The organism is Lentibacillus halophilus (genome assembly GCF_039522485.1).
Lineage (GTDB): Bacteria > Bacillota > Bacilli > Bacillales > Amphibacillaceae > Lentibacillus > Lentibacillus halophilus.
Map to the genome: position 1 here is coordinate 459,815 of NZ_BAAADM010000054.1, position 23,177 is coordinate 482,991.

The following is a 23,177-nucleotide window of genomic DNA, read 5'->3' on the forward strand; positions in this document are numbered from 1 at the left end:
ACTTCAATCAGCCTTCTGAGCAAAACTTTCAGCCGGTTGTTGAGAATTAAGGGAGGGAGAATGGTCAGTAGTTATTAGAAGAAAAAATATATTTTGTATTGTTCCAAATTGTTATTGAGAGCTATGTTTAAATATTACTAACACATGTGGAGAGTGAGTCTATTGAATGCATTCACCGATGATTACAGAAAAAAAACACCTGAAGAGATTTTGGAAGAGGTTCAGAAATTACAGCAAGGTAACTTGAAACTGTTTATAGGTTTTGCTGCTGGAGTGGGTAAGACTTTCAAAATGCTTTTGGAAGCACACGATTTAAAGAAAGAAGGAATTGATGTGGTTGTAGGTCTTATCGAGACGCATAACCGAAAAGAAACAGCTGATCTTATCGGAAGCCTTGAAATTCTTCCAAAACAGAAGGTAGATTACAAAGGATACGTGTTAGAAGAACTAGACGTTGATGCTATTATAGAGCGAGCACCAGATGTCGTTCTTATTGATGAACTGGCTCATCATAATATAGCAAATTTAAAGAATGAAAAACGTTATATGGATGTTGAAAAAATATTAGACTACGGAATTAATGTTTTATCGACTTTTAATATTCAACATTTAGAAAGCCTTCATGATATTGTTGAAAAGATTACAGGAGTCAGTGTAAGAGAGCGTATTCCAGATCAAATACTTCATACAGCACATGAAAATATTTTAGTTGATATAACACCAGAAACACTTAGAAAACGATTGAGGGAAGGGAAAATTTATACGAATGAAAAAATTGAACAAGCTTTAAATAACTTTTTTAAGGAAGCCAATTTGTCGTCACTTAGAGAGCTATCATTGCGGGAAGTGGCTGATGATACAGACGAACGGATGGAAAAAGCGAGATTGAAAAACGATCAGAAGGAGCCGACAGGGGTTAATGAAAAGATTCTCGTTTGTATTCAGTATAATAAAAGTGCGGAAAAATTAATCCGACGTGGATGGCGAATTGCGAGCCGATTGAAAGTTGAGTTACATGTACTTCATGTTATAAATAAAGCAACACCAGATTCATCGCAATTAAAAAAAATTGAAGCTTGGAAACAACTCACTTCTCAATTTAATGCGACGTTTCATCTACAACAAAATACCTCAGGAAAAATCACCTCTCATCTTATCGAAGTCTCAAAAAAATGGGGTATTACTCAAATTATATTGGGGCAGTCTGCCCGAACAAGGTGGAAAGAAATACAAAAAGGATCAATTGTTAATGATATTATGCGCAAAACAAACGGAATCGATATTTATATTGTTTCAGACAAAAGCGATTTAAAGTAATTCGTGAAATGATTATTATTGGACATTATAAAAACGCCGCTTTTGCGACGTTACACTTTTTATTCCGATGCCTAACTGTATATTTTACACGTATCTTGTAGATCCCCCCGTAATATCATAAATATAGCCTGATTTAACATTAAAAAATCTCCTTGTTGTCAGGATAGAACTGCATTCCTGTCACAAGGAGACACATGACCTATATGTTTCATCCATCATAACGGATCATAATAAAAATCCGCCGTACAATAATGCTCCCGCAATAACAAAAGCTGGATGAATGTTTATCCGTTCCATGAGTAAATAACTGACACCAATCAACAAAGCAGTTTGCAGCCAGCCAATCCCTTGATACGACTCTACAAAAAATTGCAAAGCCATTACACCAAGTAATACAGCAATAACTGGTCGAACATAGAGAGTCATTCGTTTAATTTTTGGCGACTCTTTATACTTAAAAAGAATGCCTACCAAAACAATCATTAAAATGAGTGATGGTGCCACTGTTGCAAATACACCGGTAACTGCACCGGGGATACCTGCTGTTTCATAACCGATATAGCCGGCCATTTTTGTTGCAATGGGTCCAGGTAACGAATTACTAAGTGCTAACACTTCACTGAATTCCTGAACAGACATCCATCCATACCGCTGAACCACTTCATTTTCTACTAAAGGGATGGATGCCGGACCACCTCCATATCCCAGGATACCGGGTATAAAAAAGGCTAGAAAAATTTTCCAAAAAATCATGATGACGAAACACCTTCTTTTTGCCTTTGACGCTCATCATCCGGATCGGTATCTTTTTGAACTAATGCCAATATCAATAATGCGGCAATGACAATGCCTGGATGAACACCGATCCATTCGAGCAAGATGACGACTGCAGCGGACATAAGCACTGTTTTTAACCATCCCATTCCTTTGCCAGCTTTTTCGATGAATTGCCAAGTCAGGACGGCCAGCATCACGCCGACAACAGGAATGACCGCTGCCGTCATGCCTTGTACCCAATCAAATTCTTTAATGGAAGATAACGACGCAAGCAATACAATCATTAATAGAATGGTTGGCAGTATAGAGGCCATAACAGCATTCACCATTCCCCATATCCCTTTAACGCGATAACCGATGTAGCCTGCAAGTTTTGTAGCAATCGGTCCTGGCAGTGTGTTTCCCAGTGCTAGAATATCGCCAAATTCATCAGCAGTCATCCATTCATATTTATCAACCACTTCTTTGTGTATTAAAGGAATGGATCCCGGCCCGCCGCCATATCCAAGCATTCCGACACGAAAAAATGCTATAAAAAGATTCCAATGTTTCCGCATAATGAAGACTCCCAGACGTTATATTTTTACCAACAAGCAATTGTCCCATCCGTTCTGGACTCGGTTCCACCAACATATACACCTGTTTCAGGATTGCGCCAAATAATTTGACCACGCCCAAAACTATTCGGCTCCAATTGAATGGTAATCTCATGTCCCTTATCCGCGAGCTCTTGAGCAAGATGATGCGGGAATCGATTTTCAACTTCGACTTTTTTATCTTTAAACCATTGCCATCTCGGTGCGTCCAACGCAGCTTGTGGATTCATACCAAAATCAATCGTGTTCATGATTACTTGCACATGGCCCTGCGGCTGCATGAAACCACCCATGACACCAAAAGGGCCAATGGGTTGATTATTTCTTGTTAAAAAGCCGGGTATAATCGTGTGATATGTTCGCTTTCCACCTGCCAGTGCATTAACGTGATTCCGATCCATGGAAAAATTGTGACCCCGATTTTGCAATGCAATGCCGGTTCCGGGAACGACCAGACCTGATCCAAATCCCATGTAATTGCTTTGGATAAATGAAACCATATTGCCTTCATTATCAGCCGCAGCCAGATAAACCGTACCACTCATAGCGGGTTCGCCCGCTTCAGGCTGCAAGGCATGTTCCCCTATTTGACACCGTCGCTTCTCACTATATTCATCACACAATATATCATCTGTTGAACGATACATATGTTTTTCTTCCGTCACATGTCGTTCCCCGTCGGCAAATGCCAGTTTCATTGCTTCGATTTGTTTATGATAGACGGATGCTGATTCCTTTTCATTAAACGTAAAGCCTTTTAATATATTCAATGCCTGCTGCGCAACAATTCCTTGCCCATTAGGCGGTATCTCCCACACATCATAACCACGATAATTCACCTTAATAGGGTCCACCCAATCAGGCTCAAAAGTGGCCAGATCTTCCTTCGTCAGAAAACCATCATGCTCGTGTGAAAATTGACTTATTCTTTCCGCTAATTCTCCACGATAAAACGATTCAGCATATGTCTGTGCAATAGATTGCAATGTTTTGGCATGATCAATCGACGACCAAATTTCTCCAGCATGTGGTGCGCGATCTTTTGGAGCAAATGTGTTAAACCATTCCTCAAAAACAGGATCGGACAGCTCTTCTTTAAAATGAGCATAGGCATCTTTCCAATACTTGCTTACAGTGGACGAAACCGGAAACCCTTCTTCAGCATAACGGATGGCCGGCTGCAATACCTCGGATAAGGTTAATTTGCCGAATCGTCTAGATAAAGCAGCCCAAGCGGCAGGTGCACCTGGTACCGTAACTGGAGTCCAGCCATACTTCGGTATCTGTTCATACCCCGCGTCTCTAACTGCATCAATCGATACATTTCGCGGCGAATAACCACTGGCATTTAAACCGTGCAATTCACCTTTCATCCATACCAATGCAAATGCATCTCCGCCAATCCCGTTTGAAACAGGTTCAACCACGGTAAGACAAGCGGCTGTTGCAATTGCCGCATCAACGGCATTACCACCCTTTTTTAATATTTCCAATCCAGCCTGCGCAGCTTGGGGTTGAGATGTTGCTACCATGCCATTCCGGGCATAAGTTGCATTGCGTGCAACACGGTAAGGGGACGATTGATTATGAAATGAATCCATTAAACCACTCCTCCGTTTTCAGGAATATTTAGATTATTTTCTTATAACCATAATATGCAAATATAAATTTAATGTCAATATAAACATATCATTAATAATGTTATATATAATTAATACTTTCATTTATAAATATAAACATGTGTCGGATCTTCTATTTTTTTAGCTATTTTGATACTCAGTATGAGGTCGTGCATAAGGATTTACCAATTATAAATGAAACTCATCCGATAAGTTTCACTACACCTAATGTAAGAAACACCACAATAACAAACACTAATAAACCGTTATGATAAAATTTATTTCTAAATTCAGAACCCACTTGTTTGGAATTAAGAAGAATCAATAAGGTTAAAGCTAAAAAAGGTAAGAACAATGAACCTAATGCTGCATAAAACAAAATTAAGCCAACTGGTTTGTTAACCAACAATAAAAGCATTGATGGGAAGGTCAGCCAAGCTAAATACACTCGATAAGCAGGATTCTTTTCCGTAATGGGCTGTGTGTTTTCAGAACCTGTTTTATAATCTTTTTTCATAACCCTGACAAAATCTGCAAACAGATACGGTATGCCATTCCAAGATCCTAACAATGAGCTAACGGTTGCACTCCAAAATCCTATTGTTAGAATAATTTGAGGAGCAGTTCCAAAGCTATCGCCGTATAATTGAAGAAAATCCCTTATACCATTAGCACCTTCAAAACTTACATTCGATCCATATAGAAAAACTGTACTGATAACCATTAGTGATATTGAAAATAATCCGGTAACAGAATAAGCTACCGTTGCATCCATTCGCATAAATGGAATATAGGATTTATCATTCCAACCCTTTGCTTGAATCCAGTATCCATATGCTGCAAGAGCCATTGTACCTCCTATACCCCCCACTATACTCAGTACCCGATATACGGAGTCACTTGATATGGCTGGAATAAGCGCTTCAGCGGGAAGATCAGCAAGGTTGGGAATCAACATAATTGCAGAGCCTACGATCGTAACAGACATAATACCAATCAAAACAGTAATAACCCGTTCAAATATTTTATATCGACCAAACCAAATAAGGGTGAAACCTGCTACTGAATGAATAATTGCCCATGCCCACCAGGGAATAATCGGAAGAATTGCATACATCATAATTCCACTGGCAGAAGCTATTGAAGCCCCGTAAATTAAACCAAACAATGTAACGTATATAATAAAATAGCCCATTGTCCATTTTCCAAGAGAACGCCATCCTTCTAAAATGGTTTGACCCGTAGCTAGTGTGAACCTTCCAACGCTTTCAGTCAGCAGCAATTTTAAAGAAACACCTATAATTACTGCCCAAGCGAGCATAATACCAAACTCTGAACCAACTGTTGTGTTTGTGATAAGATCGCCTGATCCGATTCCAGTTGCAGCAAGAACTATGCCAGGACCAATTATAGATGTTTTTTTATTCTTTTTTTGTTTTTCTTTCTTTGTATTTTCAAGATTTTTCTTTTCCAATTCCATAGTATTACCTCCAATAAAATTTAAGGACAAACACAGAATACACACTCAAAATGTCAACGCTTTCATTTATTCTAAACCATTTTAAAACCCCCCTATTTTACTTGAATTTAAATAAATAAAAGTAGGTATCTTTCAAATCGAAAGATATTTATTATTTATACTGTATTAATGTATTATTTTCATCTTAGACACTATCATGAATTCGTATTAGGGTCAACAATGTTTTTAAATTTTCTAAACTTTAATGGATCGGTTCCTTCCTCTAATAAAACTTCACGAACTTGTATTGCACAGGTCACTACTTTTGCTCCCCTTGTCATTTTGCTATAATAAACGATATACATGGCCTTATTTTATGAATAAAGGAGCTGGAATTATGAAAAATGATCAATTTGATGAAGTCGACAGAATCATTATTAATGAGCTGGTGGATGATGGACGGATGTCTTACGTGGAATTGGCGGAAAAAGTTGGATTGTCACGTGTTGCTGTCAAAGACCGTATCAATAACCTGCAAAATCAGGGGGTCATTGAAAAATTTACTGTTGTGGTCAATTCTGAAAAATTCGGGAAGAAAGTATCAGCCTTTTTTGAGGTTGATGTTGAACCGATGCAGCTTCAGAAGGTTGCTCAAAATCTCGCGGAAAACCCTGCTGTGGCGAGCATTTATCAAATGACAGGTCCCAGCACATTACATATGCATGTTTTGGTGGAAGATTTTCAAATGCTTGAAACATTTATTAATAATGAACTTTATTCTGTGGAAGGAATTACACGGGTGGAGAGTTCTGTTATTTTGAAACGTTTTAAAAGCAGAAATGGGTTTAAGCTGTAGTTATTTAACGGTCAATCTTTCTCAAGGAACTAAAAAATACAGCGAACCTCTTTGGGATCCGCTGTTTTTCAATTCTAACCTCTCACTTCGTTTTTAATTTTGTCCGTCTTTGCTCTGATACAACGTCTCATTCAAGATCATACGCATCCAACGCATTTTTGGCAGCGCGTTGTTCTGCTTCTTTTTTTGTATGGCCCTTGCCTTCACCGGAAGAATAGCCGTTTATGATAACTTGAGCAACAAATTCCTTATCATGGGATGGACCATTTTCATCCGCAATCACATAATCCACACTATGGTTTCGTTGTTTTTGAACATATTCCTGCAGTTGGCTTTTATAGTCCATCGCATGTGAAAAAGCACCAGTGGTTATTTTCGGATACACATATTTTTGAAGGAATTGAATCACAACATCAAAGCCCTGGTCAAGATAAAGTGCTCCCAAAAACGCTTCAAAGACATCAGCAAGCAGTGCGGGACGATTCCTGCCGCCTGTCTGTTCTTCGCCCCGGCCAAGCAGTAGATACTCACCAAAATTTAATTCTCTGGCAAATTCCTCCAACGATGCTTCACAGACAATTGATGCGCGCAATTTGGTTAAATCCCCTTCAGCTAGCCGCTCTTTTTGTCGGTATAAATACTGAGACACACCCAATTCAAGAACAGCATCTCCTAAAAATTCCAACCGTTCATTATCTGATGAAGATTTCTGTCGATGCTCATTCACATAAGATGAATGCGTAAAAGCCTGCCTGAGCAGTTCATGGTCGTTAAATGTTATGTTCAACTGATTTTCCAATTCGGAAATAGTCATATCTGTTGTCACCACTCAAAATCAAAATTAAATTTGTGTACCATAAAGTCAAGCGGAATGTTGATATACATAAAGTGAACATCAATCACTTTTCATTAATGATTAGTTGAACAAATCAGAAATTGACGGGCTGTTGTCAATCCGCCATCGTCACGTATGTCATGACCCACATCGTGAAGTGGAGATAGAACAGCCCGTTAATGCATGGGAAAGCCCCCGCACTAAGCGAAACTTTCCAACAGTTATAGAGAGATCAGGATTGATTGCTGTTTATGTAATTAACAGCATCACCGACCGTATTGATTTTTTCAGCTTCTTCATCAGCAATTTCCATGTCAAATTCATCTTCAAGTTCCATAACAAGCTCAACCACATCTAGTGAGTCTGCTTCGAGATCATCTTTAAATGATGCCTCCATGGTAACTTGCGCTTCTTCAACTTCAAGTTTATCAACAATAATGTCTTTTACTTTATCAAAAACCTCATTCATTTCCGTCACCCCCTTTCAATAAAAAATGAAACCGATGGATTTTTGTTTCAGCTTCAACAGTGTTCTACATCACCATGCCACCATCAATATGAATGGTCTGTCCTGTGATATAGTTGGCATCATCAGACGCTAAAAAGCGAACGACACGTGCAACGTCTTCAGGCTGTCCCAATTTTTCCAGCGGTATCATTGAAAGTATGTCGTTCTTTTGCTCTTCGGTCAGTGAATCCGTCATATCGCTGGAAATAAACCCAGGGGCTACGGCATTCACTAAAATATCACGCGAAGCAAACTCTTTCGCTACTGATTTCGTCAGTCCGATCACACCGGCTTTGGCGGCTGTGTAGTTCGCTTGTCCGGCATTACCACTCACTCCGACAACCGATGAAACATTAATGATCCGACCGCCTTTTTGCTTAATCATTTGTCTGGAAACCGCTTTGATGCATTGGTAAACACCTTTTAAATTGGTATCAATCACTTGGTCAAACTCATCTTCTTTCATCCGCATAAGTAAATTATCCCGATTGATGCCTGCATTATTGACCAAAATATCAAGGCTGCCAAATTCATTGACAACATCTTTAACCATTGCTTTTGTATCTGTTTCATCGGCAACATCAGCCTGGATCTTTATTGATTGTACACCGTATTGTTTCACATCTTCAACAACCGATTCAGCTTTGTCTTCACTCCCTGAAAAATTCACGGCGACATTAGCTCCCTGTTTGGCCAATTCCAGTGCAATGGCGCGCCCTATGCCTCGTGAAGCGCCTGTTACCAATGCATTCTTATTATTGAGCATTAGGAATCCTCCCTATACCATGTTAAAAACGCGTTCAGTGAATCAGGATCCTGCACAGCAAACGTTTTGGCTTTCCGATTTATTTTTCGTACCAATCCACTTAATACCTTTCCATTCCCAACTTCTACAAACGCATCGATATTTTCATCCATCATTAGACGAATGGATTCATCAAAGCGGACCGGGGAATACATCTGTCTGAGCAACAAATCTTTAATACGATTTTTGTCGGTTTCCGGAGATGCGGTCACATTGGCATAAACTGGTATATTGGCATCTTGAAAATGAATGGCTTCCAATTCTTTTGCAAATTGTTCGTTAGCTGTTGTCATCAATCTGGAATGGAATGGTCCGCTCACATTCAAAGGCAGCACACGTTTAGCGCCATTTTCCTTCAGCAAATCAACGGCTGTATCCACCCCTTCTTGAGAGCCGGAAATAACAATTTGTCCGGGGCAATTCAAATTGGCTATATCCACCACGTGGTCATTATTTATTTGCTCCAGTGTTTGTTCAATCGCTTCCTGTGACATACCAAGCACTGCCGCCATCGTTCCCTTCCCTTTTGGAAAAGCTTCTTCCATCAGCCTTCCGCGGGTTGCAACGAGAGGCAACGCTTCATCAAAAGACATCGCACCTGCAGCTACCAATGCACTGTATTCACCAAGACTGTGCCCAGCAGCCATCACCGGCTGAACGCCTTCACCGCTGAGAAGCTTTTGCACAGCAATGCCTGATAGCAATAGTGCCGGCTGTGCATTTTCCGTTTCAGTCAGTTGTTCCTCAGGGCCTTCAAACATCAGTTCAGACAGCTGCTTTCCCAATAGGCTGTCCGCTTGTTGATAAAGTTCTTGCACCTCAGGAAATGCATCATTCAATGCTTTTCCCATGCCCGGAGTTTGGGAACCCTGCCCCGGAAAAAGAAGAGCTACTCGTTTCATTCGTCCTCCCCCTTCTTGTCATTCATTGCTTGGACCGTTGTTTGAATGGTTCCGGTCACATCGTTTTCAATCATATGCACCGCTTGTTGAATGGCATTGGAAACTGCTCGGCTGTTCGATGATCCATGGGCTTTTATCACCGGCGATGCCAAACCGAACAGACCAGCTCCACCATACTCGGAATAATCCATTTTGTTTTGGAGGCCCTTTAAATCACCTTTTACCATGCCGGCGGCCATTTTTGTTTTCAATGATGATTTAAACGTCTGCTTTAACATGGAAAACATCGTCATCGCGGTTCCTTCAATCGTTTTTAATGCAATATTGCCACTGAATCCATCGGTGACAACCACATCAGCTGATCCCAATAGAATGTCCCGGGCTTCCACATTGCCAACAAAATTAACCTGCGCTTCTTTTAAATAGCTGTATGCTTTTCTGGACAACTCATTGCCTTTCCCTTCTTCTGTTCCGATGTTCAATAAACCGACAGCGGGATTTGGTATTTTTCGTACATTCTCCATATAAATAGACCCCATCATCGCATATTGAACCAAATTATGTGCTTTGGCATCCACATTGGCACCGACATCCAAAAGCAAAAAGCCGGTTCCATCGGTTGTAGGCAGTGTCGGGCTGAGGGCAGGACGATCAATACCTGGGATTCTGCCAACAACAAACAATCCGGCACTCATAAGGGCGCCGGTATTGCCTGCTGATATGCACGCATCCGCACGATTTTCTTTTACTTCATTTGCCATCAGAACGAGTGATGAATTCTTTTTCCGACGTACTGCCCGGACCGGCTCATCGTCTGCGGTAATCGTCTCGTCCGTTTGAATAATATCAATCCGCTCATGATCAGCCATATATTGTCTAATTTGTTTTTCATCCCCGACAAGAGTTATATGGACATGTTCCATTTGCGAGACTGCTTCCACAGCGCCTTGAACAATCGCTTCAGGTGCATGGTCGCCTCCCATGGCATCAATTGCTATTTTCATAGTACTAATCCCCTTTTGATCCGTTTGAACGATACATATGAAAGACACCAGTGAACACTTTTTCATGGTCAACATAACTGTCTGCACGGACAATTGTCATGCCTTTATCGTCAACATCTTCAACGAAGACTTTGGCAATGACACGCTCACCTTGTTTAACTTGTCGAGTGAACTTAATGTCCGATTTGGCTGTCAGGGCAAGTTCATCATTGATAACAGCTACTGCAAGAGAATTTGCCTGCGCAAACAAATGATGACCTCTGGCTATTTTATTACGGGAAAATACGTGATTCTCTTGGATCGCCAAAATGGAAATCGCACGGTTGTCAAGTTCCAGGTCGACGACTTCCCCAACCACTTCATCCAATGGAAGTGCTTTGACCGTTTCGTTCCACTGATCGGAAGCTACCGATTTAATCCGCTCACGCAGTTCTGGAATAGCGAGTTCCATACGGTCAAGCCGGATCGTTTGTATACTGACGCTAAACTTGTTTGCTAACTTACGGTCCGTAATAAAAGGTGTCGTTTCAATCGTTTCTTTCAACAATCGTTGACGCTGAGATTTGTTGATTTTCATAATGCTGCACCGTCCAATAAGGTGAACGTGGCAATCTAAAAAATGATGATAGCCAAGTTTCCCCGATTTCACCAGTACATCTTAGGATTTAATCCTATGACTTGGTACTAATAGTAATATATAATACGGAGGCACCGTATTGCAAGTCATCTTTAATCCAGTTTTTCATAAAAAATATCTTTGCTTTCCAAATAATGATTTAACGTTTGATAAGAAGGATCCTGATGCAATAAATCCTGTTCGATTATGCTCGCGGCATCATGTCTTGCTGTTTCGAGTGCTCGGTAATCATGAATCATATCAGCTACTTTGAATTCCGGCAAACCGCTTTGTTTTTTGCCAAAGAAATCCCCTGGTCCACGCAACTTCAAATCCTGCTCGGATAACTCGAAACCATTATTTGTTTCTGTCATAATGCGCATACGCTCTTTCCCTGTTTCACTTTTCGGATCAGCAATCAGGATGCAATAGCCCGGCCGCTCTCCACGACCAACCCGACCCCTGAGCTGATGCAGTTGGGAAAGGCCGAAACGCTCCGCATCGTAAATCACCATAATCGTCGCATTGGGAACATCCACACCAACTTCCACCACTGTCGTCGAAACAAGAACATGGATATCGCCATCAACAAATTGTTTCATAACATGTTCTTTTTCTTCTGGCGAAAGGCGTCCGTGCATAAGACCGACAGTCAATCTATTCTGATAAAATGCCTCCAAATGATCGTATAAGTCGACAGCATTCTGGATGTCCAGTTTATCTGATTCTTCAATAAGCGGACAGACGACATAAGTCTGTTCACCGTGCTGCACACGTTTGCCGATAAATCGCAATAGACGGTCCAATGTGTTTTCTTTTACCCAGTACGTTTCAATCGGTTTTCGGCCTGAGGGCATTTCATTAATGACTGAAACATCCATATCCCCAAACGCTGTGATGGCCAGTGTTCGTGGAATCGGTGTGGCCGTCATAAACAAGACATCCGGATTCATGCCTTTTTCACGTAATACACGGCGTTGTTCGACACCAAAACGGTGCTGCTCATCAACAATCGCGAAACCGAGATCATGAAAATGAACATCGTCCTGAATAAGCGCATGGGTTCCGACGACAATATCAATGTCTCCATCCGTCACTTTGTCAAGCAACACCTTTCTTTTTTTACCTTTGACTGATCCGGTTAATAAAACGATGGAGGCTTTGTTACCAAAGGTTTTTTGAAGGGATTGAACATGCTGCTCGGCCAATATCTCTGTGGGCACCATTAAAGCACCTTGTTTACCGGCTGTGATGGAAGCGTAAAGACAGGCGGATGCCACTGCTGTTTTACCGGAGCCGACATCTCCTTGCAGAAGTCTGTTCATGCGATAAGACGACCTCATATCCCTCAAAATCTGATCCATTGCCTGGTTCTGCGCATCCGTCAGTTGAAACGGAAACTGTTCAATGAATTTGTGGACACGTTCCGTATCATACAGCTGTTCATTTCCAACCGTTGATTCTCTCACCGATTTCCGCAGGAGCTGCATCTTCAGCTGAAATAACAAAAATTCTTCATAAATAAAACGCCGTCTCGCGTGTTTTAATTGGACCCGATTTTGAGGAAAATGCATGATTTCCGTCGCTTGTGCCCTTGTGGGAAGTTTATAGGACCTGAGATATGTATCAGGCAATATTTCAATAATGTCATCTTTATATGTCTGCAAAGCGTTACGGACTGTTTTTTTTATGGTATGACTGGTCACGTTGCCTTTAATGGAATAGATGGGTTGAATTGATGTCTGCTGATCGGCCGGACCTTTCTTATACTGATTGACGGTTATTTGAAGACGGTGTGCATCCCACTTGCCTGTCAATGTAACCATATCGCCGGCATTCAGCTGTTTTTTGGCAAATCCACGATTGAACATAACGGCTTTTACCGCTACGTCCTCCACATCAACGGGAAATGAAAGGCGTGATTTATTTTTTCCATAAAAAGTAAGGGAAGGGTCGTGAATGATCCTCCCCTCTATCGTTACTTTATCGTCATGGATGAGCTCATCCAATGGTTTGATTTCAAAAACGTCATACCGATAAGGAAAATAAAACAAAACATCGTCCACTGTATGTATAGCCATGGACGCCAAGTCTGCTGCCAGTTTTTCTCCAATCCCTTTCAAGGTTGTCACGGGTTGGTTCAGCATGTTGTCTCACACTTTCTAAACCAATGGTCGATTATCACTTAGCTACTCTACCGAAAATATAAACGAATAAATGGGTTGGTTGCCTTGATATACGTCTATTTCGATATGGCTATAAGTATCTTCTATAAATGTCTTGATGGATTCCACCTCTTCATCACTGGTATCTTCACCTTGTAAAATGGTCAGAATGTCATCGTCTTCTGTCACCATGTTACTCAGCAATGACTGAGCTGTTTCCAGTTTGTCCGCGAAAGATGCTTGAATCGTTCCATCAGCTATACCCATGAAGTGATCTTTCTCAATCGTCATACCGTCAATCTGTGTATCACGTACAGCATATGTAACTTGTCCAGTTTTCACATCTTTGCTTGCTGATTGCATGTTTGAACGGTTATCATCCATCGCAGCTTCCGGATGAAAGGCGAGCAGTGCACTGATGCCTTGTGGAATGCTTGTTGTTGGAACAACTGTCGCATGGTCATCTGCCAGTTCAGCAGCCTGTTCAGCAGCCATAATAATATTTTTATTGTTCGGTAAAATAAGCACGTTGTTTGCATGCGCTTGCTGTATGGCTTCCGTTATATCCTGTGTGCTCGGATTCATCGTTTGACCGCCTTCAATAACAACCGTTGCACCAAGGCTTTCGAACAGTTGTTTAATACCTGTCCCCATAGCAACAGTTACAATGCCATTGGGCGATTTGTCCTGCTGCACTGTTTGGTTTTCAGTTTCGTTGACAATAGCTGTATGTTGATCGCGCATGTTGTCGATTTTTATATTCATCAAACTGCCAAACCGTTGTCCCAGTGTCATCACGTCACCAGGATATTCCGCATGAATATGTACTTTAACCAAATTTTCATCCGATACTACCAGCAAGGAATCCCCGTGCTCACTCAACGTTTTGCGAAATGCTTCTTCATCAAACGAATGGCCATGCAGCTGGTCAGAATCCAATCGGATCATGAACTCGGTGCAATAACCATACTCAATCTCAGCCGAATGTTTAAAGTCTTGAGCCATCTTGTGGTGCTCGGCATTAACCATGGCGTCCATATCAATGGTATCCGTATCCTGCTCGGACACTTGCTTACCTGTCAGCGCTGACAGAAAACCTTCATATATCGTTACCAGTCCTTGGCCACCTGAGTCAACAACACCTGCTTCGTTCAATACGGGTAACAGCTCCGGCGTACGTTTTAATGAGGCTTTCGCTTCCCGTACAATTTTTTCCATCAACGCCATCATATCCGTTTCGGTTTCCGATTCAACTACAGCTGTTTCCGCTGCATCCTTGGCCACAGTCAAAATAGTGCCCTCGACAGGTTTCATGACGGCTTTATATGCTGTTGTCACACCACTGTCCAGAGCATTGGCCAAATCTTTGGCTGACAGTGTCTCAAGCTGGTCAACACTTTTAGCAAACCCGCGGAATAATTGCGACAGAATGACACCGGAATTGCCTCGTGCCCCCATCAAAAGCCCTTTTGAAAAAGCATTCGCAACATCTGTTACATGGTCATTGTTATGTTTTTTTACTTCATCCACCCCTGATGTGATGGATAAGTTCATGTTTGTACCGGTATCCCCATCCGGAACCGGAAAAACATTTAATGCATCTATTTTTTCGGCATTGTGTTTCAAATGATGCGCGCCTGAGATTATCATCTGTGTAAACATGGCACCATTTAACGTTTCGGATGTCACTGTTTTTCCTCCTTCATAAGTGGACTGAGGATAGGCGAATGCTGCATACTACCGGGCGCCATGCAGCCAGCCTGATCCTGTCATCTACTCGCGGGACACACGCACACCTTGGATATAAATATTAACGGAGTCGACCTCCAGTCCAAGTGATTGGCTTAAGGTATACTTAACCTGCGACTGGACATTGTGCGCAACTTCGGAGATTTTCGTCCCATAGCTGACGATGATGTACATATCGATATGAAGATGGTTGTTCATTTGTCGCACAATGACGCCTTTGGAAAAATTTTCTTTTTTAAGAATTTCAGCAATCCCATCTCGTATTTGACTTTTGGATGCCATGCCGACAATTCCATAGCATTCAACGGCGGCACCACCGGCAATAGTTGTTATTACTTCGTCTGTGATCGTCACTTGACCATCATTCGTATTCAGCTCTATGGACATTATGATCCTCCTTTATGATAACTACCAGTTTATTAACTTTCCATTATTGTGATCGCATTTTCGAGGCGAACTTATCGTACCATTAAAGGAATGATTTCCTTTTCACAATGAACGATTTTAGGCTGACTGTCAAGTTTTCTTTCTTTATAATTTTTTAGTACGAATTGCAATAAGTAAGGGACTTATGATAAATTAGATAAGTATTATAAGATATAAGTGTGGAACAGGAGGGAATGTCATGTCTAGAAAATGTGTTGTTACCGGACGCAAAACTCGCACCGGTAATAATCGTTCTCATGCTATGAACGCTACAAAACGTAACTATAAAGCCAATGTGCAAAAAGTTCGCATAATGGTGGACGGCAAACCACAACGCGTTAAGGTTTCTACCCGTGCTCTGAAATCAGGCAAAGTACAGCGCGTTTAATACAATGAGAGGTCAATCGTGATATTTCTTGATTGACCGACCGTGAAAAAGCATCCGTACAGTCGGGTGCTTTTTTTGGATTGGGCCCTTTGCCCCATTGTAAAATAAGACGCCAATCAACGGGGCTCCTTTAATTAGTCAGAACCAATCGGGACAACGTGCAAACAGAAAATAAGCTTCTGCCAGCATCGTGGCAAAAGCTATACAGCGTTACTTGCCCTTCTTGAAAGCTCCGGCAACAACACGTACCATGCCGCCGATGAATCGTGGGAGTTTAATCGTATAAAATTTCATGAGTTCTCCGCCTCCTCTGTACAGAAACAAGCTTATACCATCGTCTTTGGACTATCCGCCATTCTTCTTTATTATCAATCGTATGTCTTTATCAAGCGAAAAAGTACTATATTTTAAAATAAGCTTGTTGAAAATACAGGGATTGGTATTCAAAAGCGACAGTTGATACGCCATTCATGACCATGTCCGTTTTCCTGCATAGGGCATGCAAATAGTTTATACTTGAGCTGATCGGCGGATGGCTTCCATGGCTTTGCGGCGATCGTCATGTTTAAAAATCGCGCTGCCTGCAACCAGCACATCGGCACCGGCTTCTGTGCAAGACTTCGCTGTTTCTGTATTAATGCCGCCATCGACTTCAATTTCAAAGGACAGCCCGTAAGCGTTTCGCCACCGGGCAATTTGTTCCAATTTCTCAATGGTGCGAGGGATAAATGATTGCCCTCCGAATCCCGGATTAACGGTCATGATGAGAACAAGATCGACATCATGTAAAATATCCCTGATCATTTCGGCGGGCGTAGCCGGATTAATAACAACACCCGCTTTCACCTCATGATGCTTAATTAGCTGTATCGTCCGGTGCAAATGCGGCGTTGTTTCCTGATGCACCGTGATAATCGAAGCGCCTGCATCGACAAACGCTGGAATGTATTGATCAGGATTTTCAATCATTAAATGAACATCCAACGGCAATTGAGTATGCGGCTTGATGGATTCTGCAATCAAAGGGCCGATAGTGATATTGGGAACAAAGTGTCCGTCCATCACATCAACGTGAATATAATCCGCCCCCGCCTTTTCCACATCGTCGATTTCTCTGGCCAATTGAGAAAAATCGGCGGAGAGAATCGATGGTGCCAATTTTGTCATACTAATACCTCGGCTTTCTTGAGTTAATTTCATCCAAAAATCGGATATAATGCGCATACCTCTGTTCGGTTATCTCCCCATTTTCCACCGCCTGTTTCACCGCACACCCCGGTTCTTTGTAGTGATAACAGCTGCGGAATTTACATCCGATAAGATGTTCTCTTATTTCCGGAAAGCAGTCGCCTAAATCTCCGGCATCAATCCCGCTCAAATCGAGTGCGCTAAAGCCTGGCGTGTCGGCAACAAGGCCTCCGCCAGCTTCAACGAGTGCCACATGCCTTGTCGTATGTTTTCCCCGTCCAAGACTGGTTGATATCGCGTTCGTCTGAAGGTCCAAGGATGGATTCAGGACATTGAGCAGTGACGACTTGCCAACACCGGACTGTCCGGAAATAACCGATACCCGATCCTTGAAATATTTTTCAAGACGTTGAATGCTGTCTTTGCCATGGGCAGCGGAGACACGTTCCACAGGGTACCCGATGGCCTCGTACATGTACTGGCGGTTCAGCCATTTCTCATGGTCTTGTTCAGACAACAAATCTTGTTTCGTCATAAAAATAACCGGATGAATATCTTTTGATTCAATCAATACTAAAAACCGGTCCAAAAGCAGTGGATTGAAATCAGGCTGAACAGCAGACGTCACAATGATTGCTTGATCAATATTTGCTACCGATGGACGGGTCAGTGCATTTTTTCTTGGTTTGACTGAGAGAATAAAGCCTTCCCCTTGCGTACTTTTGTCGAATTCCACAAAATCACCGACCAAGGGAGTGATATTCTTTTTGCGAAAGAGACCTCTGCCTCTGCATCGGTATATTTCGTCTTCATGCTTCACATCGTAAAAACCGCTTACTGCTTTTATAATTCTTCCTTCCGTCATTTATTCACCTTCTGCATCTTCGTATCGGATGGATTTATTCATAATCACTTTGTCATCACGAATGACTTTGTATTCAGCAATACTGTCCGGCATAATTGTCAATGTAATCGTGAATGTCTTGTCTTTGGTGATGGTGTGCGTATCATAAACCTCGGAAATCGATCGGTTTTTGTCATCAATATAAATTTTCACTTTTTGCTCGGGTTGCTTGTCGTTGCCATTATTTTTGTCACCTGGATTATAGGGGACCTCAAATTGTTCTTGATGGTTGATCGGCGGTTTTTTCTCAGGTCCTTTTGAAATATAAACGGTTACCGTATCACCCTGACTCATTTCTGTCCCTGTTTCCGGCTCCTGTCGAATCACTTCGCCCTCTGGTGTCGTTTCAGAATGTTCTTCTTTAATACTGGAGGACAGTCCTTGCTTTTTCATAGTTTGAATGGCCTTTTCCTCCGTCATTCCTTTAAAGTTGCGTAAATCAATTGAATCCGGGCCGATGCTGACTTTAAATGTAACATCTGTTTCACTTGGTATAACATCCTTTCCCGGTGTTGGACGAATATGAGAAATGATGTTGCCTTCGTCAATGTCATTGGAATGAGATTCTTTCGAAGTAACGTTATACCCCTGGGTTTCAAGAAGCTGCTTGGTCTGATTATAATCGTCCCCAGTATAATCCTTAAAAGCAACTTTCTCTTTTCCTTGGCTGACAATAAGCGTCACCGTATCGTCTTCTTTTACTTTACTTTCGGATGCGGGGTCGGTACGGATGACAAGCCCTTCCTCCATATCGGAAGAGTACATCATGTCACGTTCGGTGTTCAAGTTGGCCTCCCGTAAATCCGTCACAGCATCCTCATAAGGCATGGCTGTGACATCAGGGATAACAACATCTTTTGGACCAAACAAGCCCGGAAAGACAAAGAAAATGGCTGCACCTACACCTAAAAGAACTAATAATAAACCAAGCGGGATCAGCCATGTCTTCTTCTGTCTTGGTTTCTCTGTTTTGGCCGATGGTTCATCGACGGCGGGATTATTGTCGTGTTCCTTAGTATCTTCTTTGTAGGTATGGGTAATAGTTTCATCATGAATGTTTTGTTGGACATGATTATCCGTAATAATCGGAATAGCTTTTGTTTCTTCCCCGGCTTCTTCAGGGGGAACATATTTTTCTTCGTCGCGTTTTTCCGGATCAAGTGCTGTAACTAGTCCTTCTTCCATGTCATACACGGAATCATAGCGGTGAAAAGGGTCTTTCGTCGTTGCTTTCAGGACAATGTTCTCCACGCTTTGTGAAACACCGGGGTTGAAGCGTTTGATAGATGGTGTATCGTGCTGCAAATGTTTCAAGGCGATGGATACTGCTGTCTGGCCGGAAAATGGCAATCGACCTGTCAATAGCTCAAAAAGAACAATTCCCAATGAATAGATATCGGACTTTTTGGTAGCCATACCACCGCGTGCCTGTTCCGGTGATAAATAGTGCACCGACCCGAGAATGGAGTTTGTTTGAGTCAGTGACGTGGCACTCAAAGCAACAGCAATTCCAAAGTCTGTCACTTTCACTTGTCCGTCATTGTTTATCATTATATTTTGCGGTTTAATATCACGATGAATAATTTCGTTGGCATGAGCGTGGGCAATGGCATCGGCGACTTGTTGCATGATATCAAGCGCCTCTTGAACATCGAGTGGTGCGTAATGCTGAATATATTCTTTCAGTGTCATTCCGTCCACATACTCCATCACCATGAACAAAATCTGATCATCTTCACCGACATCATATATACTGACAATATTTGGGTGGGATAAACTTGTTGCCGATTGTGCCTCGCGGTCGAACCGGGAAATAAACTCCTCGTCATCAGCATAATCAAGACGCAGCATTTTAATCGCCACGTCGCGGTCCAGAATGATGTCCCTGGCGAGATAGACATTGGCCATGCCACCACCGCCGATTGTCCCCTTTATTTTGTACCGCTCATTCAGCAGATAACCTTGAAACATTACGAACCACCTGCTTTTCCGGAGACATCATGCTGTACGATAATAAGTGATATATTGTCCTCTCCACCGCGTTCATTTGCCAGGTTGATTAGTTCTTCCGCCGTTACATCAATCGATTGATCGTTTTGTAAATAGGAATGAATTTCGTTATCGTGTAATTTATTGGTCAACCCGTCGGAACAGAGTAAGAGTTTATCCCCTGTACGCCATACGATGGTTTGCGTTTCAGCTGTGGCATATTCTTCTGTACCCAATGCTTTTAAAAGAACGTTTTTACGGGGATGATATTCGGCATCGTCTTTGCTGATTTGCCCGGATCGAACCAGTTCATTAACTAACGAATGATCCTCCGTTACCTGTGACAAACCATGTTCATTCCATACATACAAACGGCTGTCACCGATATGTGAAATGACGGCATAAATGTCCGAACAAACGGCCATAACAGCCGTTGTTCCCATACCGGCACAATCTTCATTTTCCCGGGCATGCTCCAATAAAGCTTCATTTACATCGGACGCCGTTTCATACAGCCAGTTCTCAATGGCTTCAGAAGACGAAAAATCACCTGTTTGTTCCCATTGTTTCCGGACAAAGGCTGTTGCCATCTGACTAGCTACATCTCCGGCTTGATGACCACCCATACCGTCAGCTATAATAGCCAGCAATTCGCCTTTTTGATTATAAAACAAGCCGCCGCAATCCTCATTATGGTTCCGGACTTGTCCCTGGTCTGTCTTAAATACACCTTTCATTCTTTCACCCCTCGCACACACGTTGCTTTCTCCAAAGCAAGCAGAGCTGTTACACTCGCAAGATTCTTGTAAGAAAAAATCCATCCGTCGAAAATGTTTGCGGAAACAGTTGCAACCCTGTTGCTGATTGACCTGGTGATTCCCGCACCGGTGACGGCAAATCTTCTACGAAAGTTTCATCCACCTTATATTCCGAATGCCGCTGTAAAAACGTGTTGACGACATGCTCATTTTCTGTACGATCCACGGTACATGTACTATATATTAACAACCCGCCTTTTTTAAGCAACGGTGCTGTTTGTTCCAATATGTCGATCTGTATGCGGGCTAACTGGCCGATATCCTCTTCCTGCTTGTTATATTTAATATCAGGCTTCCCTCGAATAACGCCAAAGCCTGTACATGGAGCATCGACTAGAATACGATCAAAGCTCTCCGGTTTATGATTTGACTGCAGCTTACGGGCATCACCCTGTCCAGCAGTAATAATGGTCAAGTTCAACTGATCAGCTTTTTGTTTGATTTGTTTGGCTTTTTTGGCATGCAAATCGTAAGCAGCAATAGTCCCTTCGTTTTGCATTTTTTCTGCTGTATGGGTCGCTTTTCCACCTGGTGCACTGCAAGCATCAAGCACTGCCATACCGGGTTTTGCCTTCAACATTTCGGTCACAAGCATGGAACTCTGATCCTGAATCGTTAGACAGCCTTCGTCAAATAACCTCGTTGTAAAAACATTTCCTTCATCAATAATCATTCCTTGTTCTGAGAAGTTGGATGCACGGACGACAAATCCTTGTTCATTCAATTCGTTCATGGCTTGTTCCCGAGAAATTTTCAGTGGTTGGACACGGACCGACATCGGTTTCGGCTGGTTATTGGCATAGCACATATCTATGGTCATTTGCCAGCCGTATATATTCATCCATCGTTTGACGAGCCATTCAGGATGGCTCGTCTCGATGGACAGTCGCTGGATATCATCATCGATATCAGATGGGTCCGGAACACCCTTACGCTGTATGTTTCGGAGAACACCATTGATAAAGGATTGAATCCCTTTATGTCCGCGATGCTTAGCGATTTCAACTGCGTCATGAATGACAGCATGATCCGGAACCCGGTCCAACCATTGCATCTGATAAACCGACATCCGCAGCAGACTGCGCACCCAAGGCTGTATTTTTTTCGTTGTCTGTAAAAAAGGATTGAGATAATAATCCAGTGTCATCCGCATCTGAACAACGCCATAAACAATCTCTGTCAACAGCGCCCCGTCTTTGGTAGAAAGTTGGCGGGATTTAATCTCATGGTCAATCAGAAGATGGCTATACCCACTATCCTGTTCGATGCGTACGAGCAAGTCAACAATGGCCGCCCTCATTTCGAATGATCGCATCTAATCACCCATCACTGTTCCTATTTTCAGTCTGTCCCGAGATCCTTGCACATATTGTCCGACAGTCATACTCTTTTTCCCCGCAGGCTGTATGTTTGTAACACGGATTCCTTTGTGATCACCGCAGACGACAACGGCACCTTCCTGATCCACATGAACCATTTCACCAGGGGAGCCTGCATATGTAGTCGTATCTTTTTCTCCCCACCAAATTTTCATAACATTTCCTTCATATGTTGTAAATGCGCCCGGCCATGGGTGAAGTCCTCTAATGTGATTATAAACCATATCCCGGGGCTGCTGCCAATCTATTTTTTCCTGCTCCCGTTTCAAGTTAGGGGCAAATGTAGCCAGATGGTCATTCTGCTTTTCCGGTGTTATATTGCCGTCTACAATCGAAGGCAATGTATCAACCAGCAGATCTGCCCCAGCTTCGGCCAGTTTATCATGTAAATGTCCAACATGCTCATCTTCTGTAATGGGGACTTCCCGCTGGGCAATAACATCGCCTGCATCCAATTTTTCCGCCATATACATAATCGAAATGCCTGTTTTTGTTTTGCCCTGTAGAATGGCATAATGAATGGGTGCACCGCCACGCAACTCCGGAAGCAGGGATGCATGCACGTTAATGCAGCCCAACGGCGGTGTTGTCAAAAGTTCACTAGGCAAAATCTGACCATACGCTGCGGTTATAATCAGATCCGGTTCATAAGCGAGTATTCGGACGGCATCATTTTTTACATGTTCCGGTTGCATCACCGGCACCCCATGTTTTTCCGCCTCCGTTTTCACAGGTGGGGGTGTCATGACCTTTTTTCGGCCTTTGGGTCTATCCGGTTGTGTTACGACAAGCGCTATTTCCTGTCCGGATTCAATTAGTGACTGCAGGATAGGAACGGCAAATTCTGGTGTCCCCATAAATACCATTCGTTTCATTC

General features: G+C 42.4%; 23 protein-coding genes. 3 read left to right on the forward strand and 20 right to left on the reverse strand.

Going from position 1 to position 23,177, the window contains the following annotated elements; translation table 11 throughout:
• Positions 1-162 precede the first annotated feature (162 nt).
• Positions 163-1,317 (forward strand): KdpD-like non-kinase potassium sensor, encoded by a 1,155-nt coding sequence (gene kdpDN, locus ABDZ72_RS12080; RefSeq protein ID WP_425542379.1) that lies wholly within the window; start codon positions 163-165, stop codon positions 1,315-1,317.
• 225 nt (positions 1,318-1,542) lie between these two features.
• On the opposite strand, the gene ABDZ72_RS12085 is transcribed toward kdpDN, so the two are convergent.
• From ABDZ72_RS12085 to ABDZ72_RS12100, 4 genes are all read right to left on the reverse strand, one after another.
• Complete coding sequence (locus ABDZ72_RS12085; RefSeq protein WP_343753426.1) at positions 1,543-2,070, reverse strand: chromate transporter; 528 nt, start codon at positions 2,068-2,070, stop codon at positions 1,543-1,545.
• Positions 2,067-2,651: a chromate transporter gene (locus ABDZ72_RS12090; protein WP_343753428.1), complete on the reverse strand. Its 585-nt coding sequence runs from the start codon at positions 2,649-2,651 to the stop codon at positions 2,067-2,069. The genes ABDZ72_RS12085 and ABDZ72_RS12090 overlap by 4 nt, the downstream gene beginning before the upstream one ends.
• Positions 2,652-2,677: 26 nt before the next feature.
• Entirely contained in the window at positions 2,678-4,291 is a 1,614-nt protein-coding gene (locus ABDZ72_RS12095; protein ID WP_343753430.1) for a gamma-glutamyltransferase family protein, read from the reverse strand.
• 220 nt (positions 4,292-4,511) lie between these two features.
• Positions 4,512-5,789, reverse strand: a complete 1,278-nt coding sequence (locus ABDZ72_RS12100) for an Nramp family divalent metal transporter (protein ID WP_343753432.1) — start codon at positions 5,787-5,789, stop codon at positions 4,512-4,514.
• 376 nt (positions 5,790-6,165) lie between these two features.
• Between ABDZ72_RS12100 and ABDZ72_RS12105 the strand changes: the two genes are divergently transcribed.
• Positions 6,166-6,624, forward strand: coding sequence for an Lrp/AsnC family transcriptional regulator (locus tag ABDZ72_RS12105; RefSeq protein ID WP_343753434.1), 459 nt, complete (start codon positions 6,166-6,168; stop codon positions 6,622-6,624).
• A gap of 127 nt (positions 6,625-6,751) precedes the next feature.
• On the opposite strand, the gene rnc is transcribed toward ABDZ72_RS12105, so the two are convergent.
• From rnc to ABDZ72_RS12150, 9 genes are all read right to left on the reverse strand, one after another.
• Positions 6,752-7,438, reverse strand: coding sequence for a ribonuclease III (gene rnc / locus ABDZ72_RS12110; RefSeq protein WP_343753436.1), 687 nt, complete (start codon positions 7,436-7,438; stop codon positions 6,752-6,754).
• Positions 7,439-7,691: 253 nt separating this feature from the next.
• Positions 7,692-7,928, reverse strand: coding sequence for an acyl carrier protein (gene acpP, locus ABDZ72_RS12115; RefSeq protein ID WP_343753438.1), 237 nt, complete (start codon positions 7,926-7,928; stop codon positions 7,692-7,694).
• 64 nt (positions 7,929-7,992) lie between these two features.
• Positions 7,993-8,733 carry a 3-oxoacyl-[acyl-carrier-protein] reductase gene (fabG, locus tag ABDZ72_RS12120; protein WP_343753440.1) on the reverse strand — a complete coding sequence of 247 codons (741 nt, stop codon included), beginning with the start codon at positions 8,731-8,733 and terminating at the stop codon, positions 7,993-7,995.
• Positions 8,733-9,674 carry an ACP S-malonyltransferase gene (gene fabD / locus ABDZ72_RS12125; RefSeq protein ID WP_343753442.1) on the reverse strand — a complete coding sequence of 314 codons (942 nt, stop codon included), beginning with the start codon at positions 9,672-9,674 and terminating at the stop codon, positions 8,733-8,735. The genes fabG and fabD overlap by 1 nt, the downstream gene beginning before the upstream one ends.
• A complete protein-coding gene (gene plsX / locus ABDZ72_RS12130; protein WP_343753445.1) occupies positions 9,671-10,678 on the reverse strand; it encodes a phosphate acyltransferase PlsX in 1,008 nt (335 codons plus the stop codon). Before plsX ends, fabD begins: the two co-directional genes overlap by 4 nt.
• Positions 10,679-10,682: 4 nt before the next feature.
• Positions 10,683-11,255: a transcription factor FapR gene (fapR, locus tag ABDZ72_RS12135; protein ID WP_343753447.1), complete on the reverse strand. Its 573-nt coding sequence runs from the start codon at positions 11,253-11,255 to the stop codon at positions 10,683-10,685.
• A 152-nt stretch (positions 11,256-11,407) separates the two neighbouring features.
• Positions 11,408-13,441, reverse strand: coding sequence for an ATP-dependent DNA helicase RecG (gene recG, locus ABDZ72_RS12140; RefSeq protein ID WP_343753449.1), 2,034 nt, complete (start codon positions 13,439-13,441; stop codon positions 11,408-11,410).
• Between the two features lie 42 nt (positions 13,442-13,483).
• The gene (locus ABDZ72_RS12145) at positions 13,484-15,148 is read right to left on the reverse strand and encodes a DAK2 domain-containing protein (protein ID WP_343753451.1); all 1,665 of its coding nucleotides are present in this window, start codon (positions 15,146-15,148) and stop codon (positions 13,484-13,486) included.
• A gap of 84 nt (positions 15,149-15,232) precedes the next feature.
• Positions 15,233-15,595 carry an Asp23/Gls24 family envelope stress response protein gene (locus ABDZ72_RS12150; RefSeq protein WP_343753453.1) on the reverse strand — a complete coding sequence of 121 codons (363 nt, stop codon included), beginning with the start codon at positions 15,593-15,595 and terminating at the stop codon, positions 15,233-15,235.
• Between the two features lie 238 nt (positions 15,596-15,833).
• Between ABDZ72_RS12150 and rpmB the strand changes: the two genes are divergently transcribed.
• Positions 15,834-16,022 (forward strand): 50S ribosomal protein L28, encoded by a 189-nt coding sequence (gene rpmB, locus ABDZ72_RS12155; RefSeq protein ID WP_343753455.1) that lies wholly within the window; start codon positions 15,834-15,836, stop codon positions 16,020-16,022.
• 210 nt (positions 16,023-16,232) lie between these two features.
• Here the strand turns inward: rpmB and spoVM are convergent, their stop codons facing one another.
• From spoVM to fmt, 7 genes are all read right to left on the reverse strand, one after another.
• Positions 16,233-16,316 carry a stage V sporulation protein SpoVM gene (gene spoVM, locus ABDZ72_RS14455; RefSeq protein WP_425542386.1) on the reverse strand — a complete coding sequence of 28 codons (84 nt, stop codon included), beginning with the start codon at positions 16,314-16,316 and terminating at the stop codon, positions 16,233-16,235.
• Between the two features lie 216 nt (positions 16,317-16,532).
• Positions 16,533-17,189 (reverse strand): ribulose-phosphate 3-epimerase, encoded by a 657-nt coding sequence (rpe, locus tag ABDZ72_RS12160; RefSeq protein WP_343753457.1) that lies wholly within the window; start codon positions 17,187-17,189, stop codon positions 16,533-16,535.
• 1 nt (position 17,190) lies between these two features.
• Positions 17,191-18,075, reverse strand: coding sequence for a ribosome small subunit-dependent GTPase A (gene rsgA / locus ABDZ72_RS12165; protein ID WP_343753459.1), 885 nt, complete (start codon positions 18,073-18,075; stop codon positions 17,191-17,193).
• Positions 18,076-20,085: a Stk1 family PASTA domain-containing Ser/Thr kinase gene (pknB, locus tag ABDZ72_RS12170; protein ID WP_343753461.1), complete on the reverse strand. Its 2,010-nt coding sequence runs from the start codon at positions 20,083-20,085 to the stop codon at positions 18,076-18,078.
• On the reverse strand, positions 20,085-20,840 hold the full coding sequence (locus tag ABDZ72_RS12175) for a Stp1/IreP family PP2C-type Ser/Thr phosphatase (RefSeq protein WP_343753463.1): 756 nt from the start codon (positions 20,838-20,840) through the stop codon (positions 20,085-20,087). Before ABDZ72_RS12175 ends, pknB begins: the two co-directional genes overlap by 1 nt.
• A 49-nt stretch (positions 20,841-20,889) precedes the next feature.
• Positions 20,890-22,236 carry a 16S rRNA (cytosine(967)-C(5))-methyltransferase RsmB gene (gene rsmB / locus ABDZ72_RS12180; protein WP_343753465.1) on the reverse strand — a complete coding sequence of 449 codons (1,347 nt, stop codon included), beginning with the start codon at positions 22,234-22,236 and terminating at the stop codon, positions 20,890-20,892.
• Positions 22,237-23,175, reverse strand: a complete 939-nt coding sequence (fmt, locus tag ABDZ72_RS12185; RefSeq protein WP_343753467.1) for a methionyl-tRNA formyltransferase — start codon at positions 23,173-23,175, stop codon at positions 22,237-22,239.
• Between the last annotated feature and the right edge of the window lie 2 nt (positions 23,176-23,177).